The organism is Deinococcus alpinitundrae (genome assembly GCF_009982895.1).
In the GTDB taxonomy this organism is placed as follows: Bacteria; Deinococcota; Deinococci; order Deinococcales; family Deinococcaceae; genus Deinococcus; species Deinococcus alpinitundrae.
Genome location: NZ_WXZL01000074.1, coordinates 1 through 2,342, shown reverse-complemented (window position 1 = coordinate 2,342; position 2,342 = coordinate 1). Strand labels below are relative to the sequence as shown.

Below are 2,342 nucleotides of genomic sequence, written 5' to 3'. Positions count from 1 at the left end.
GTATCTGATTAGCGCCCCCCAATTCCGTCGTTGGATGGGGGTGCTGCCGTTAAGCTGGGGTGGATGACTGGGACGCCGAGGGAGCAAGAGCTGCTGGAGATCATCCGGCAGCAGGCCCAGCGATTCGAGCGGCTGGAAGCCGAAAACCGTGCGCTCAGAGCTGAAAATGCACGCCTGAAGAAGCGCCTCGAAGACCTTGAGCGCAAGAGCCGCAAGTATGCGGTACCGCACAGTCGTGAGACCCGCAAGGCTGATCCCAAACCCTCGGGACGGTGTGCAGGCGCAGGGATCTTCACGTACAAGCAGGCACCGACACCCGAGCAAATCACTCAAGTGGTCGAGGTGGAGGTGCCGAATACCTGCGCTGCTTGTGAGTTCAGCGGTGAACTCCTCTTCAAGCGCCAGGACAAAGCTTGGATCACCGACCTCGCTGGTGAGCGCGCTCACCAGCTCACGGAATATCACGTTCCGGTGATGATGTGTCCTGCGTGTGGGCGCACGGTGCGCGGCGTTCATCCTGACCTGGCGGGAGATCAATACGGGGCGACGGCTCATCGATGCGGACCGCGTCTGAAGGCCAGCCTTCAGGTGCTGCACCATGAAGTCGGCCTCCCACAGCGCCGGTTGCCACGGGTGCTTGAGTTGACGACCGGAATTCACATCACGCAGGGCGCAGTGACCCAGGACGCACAGCGGCTGGCTAAGGATGCAGGCCCCCTGGCGACCCATGTTCAGACCCTGGAAGCTGATCTTCGTGCCGCTGCGTTTGTGCATCATGACGATACCGGTTGGCGGATCAGCGCTGGGCAAGCCTGGGTCAGTACCTTCCGTTCAGCCCAGACCGTGCTGTTCACCGCCAACCACCAGCACACCAACATCGAACTTCGAAAGGTCCTGGGCGACGCGTTCCAGGGCGTGCTGATCTGCGACCGGTTCAAGGTCTACGACAGCAGGACGCTCGACCAGATGAGGCAGCAGAAGTGCCTGGCGCATCTCATCCGCAACGCGGATGAGGTCGCTGCCGGAGAACAGCAGCGACCGGGTCGAGGACAGGAATACGGTCTGCGACTGGCTCAGGTCTTCCGCGACGGGATCAAGCTCCATCGGCGCTATGACGAGGGATGGTGTACTCGGGAGGAATATCGGCAGCAGGGTGAGTCCCTCACCCTGCGCCTGGAAAAGTTGCTGAGGCGTGTACCGTTGAAGACCAAGGCCAATGAGCGGCTGCGCTTTGGAATTCTGGAACAGCATCTGCGTGAACGGGTGCTGCTGTTCCTGTCGGATCCGGACATTCCACCGACTAACAATGCCGCCGAACGCAGTCTCAGAACGGTGGTTATGGCCAGGAAAGTCTCGCAATGCAGTAAAAACGTACGGGGAGCCACCACATACATGCGCATCAAGTCGACCGTGGAAACGGCCCGCCTGCGTGGTCAGGAGTCCGTTGATGTGCTGATGTCCCTACGCTGCTGACCCACGTATAAGCTGCTATTTAAGTACTCTCAGACTACCTAAAGTAGCAATTTTAAAGCGTTAATCTATCCTACCAGCGCTGCCAGAAGAAGTCATGGGCTGATCCTCTATGATGCCTTTTGTGACTTTGACCTCTAACGAACTGGCGCTCAGAGGGCTGCTCGAGCACACCAGCATTCCACCAGAAGTTGCGGTGCGGATCGCACGCAATGCTGGACTTAGCCCTGCCCGAACAGCACGGCTGCTTCATAGTCTCCTCGACCTGAGCGTGGATACTCTGAAGGCCATGATACGGAGAGTCTTCGACGAACTTGAAGCTGAACAAACCATGCAATTTGTTCAACAGGTTGCCGAGCTGGATGGGTTGGACTTGAAAGAGCCGATCTCGGAGTCCACGTGGAAAGCCATCATGCTAACGAATTTCAGCGTGACGGACTCGATCAACGTGGCCCAGCATGGGCGAGCGTACGATCTTCACAACTGCGCTGATTTTCAAGGCTTCTCATACGACGTGACGGAAAGCCGATTGTCGTTACGTTGGGTCATCGTTGAGTTTGGGAGCAGTGGTCAGCATCTGGAAATCTGCTTTGAAAACGTCGATTATCTGACCGTTCATCACAGAGATTCGGAGATGCCAGTCAGCGAAGACTTGACGTTAGATCATATCGGCTCCGTGAGCCATGGCATCATCGATCAGATGACCTTCTTCAAAGGGCCGGTATACCAAGTTGACGCAGGCGAGGCCCTACTCTTCCAGTTTCGAGGTGGCCAGGCCGTTGTGGTGCATGCCAAGTTAGCAATCTTGAAGGTGACGCACCTAGCTTGAACGCGCTCCATTACGGATCCTACACAGACCGCTAATCAAATAC

General features: G+C 57.2%; 2 protein-coding genes. Both read left to right on the top strand.

Going from position 1 to position 2,342, the window contains the following annotated elements; translation table 11 throughout:
* Positions 1–63: 63 nt before the first annotated feature.
* Positions 64–1,473, top strand: a complete 1,410-nt coding sequence (gene tnpC, locus GUI70_RS22390) for an IS66 family transposase (protein WP_161884484.1) — start codon at positions 64–66, stop codon at positions 1,471–1,473.
* 121 nt (positions 1,474–1,594) lie between these two features.
* On the top strand, positions 1,595–2,299 hold the full coding sequence (locus GUI70_RS22385; protein ID WP_161884483.1) for a hypothetical protein: 705 nt from the start codon (positions 1,595–1,597) through the stop codon (positions 2,297–2,299).
* Positions 2,300–2,342: the final 43 nt, after the last annotated feature.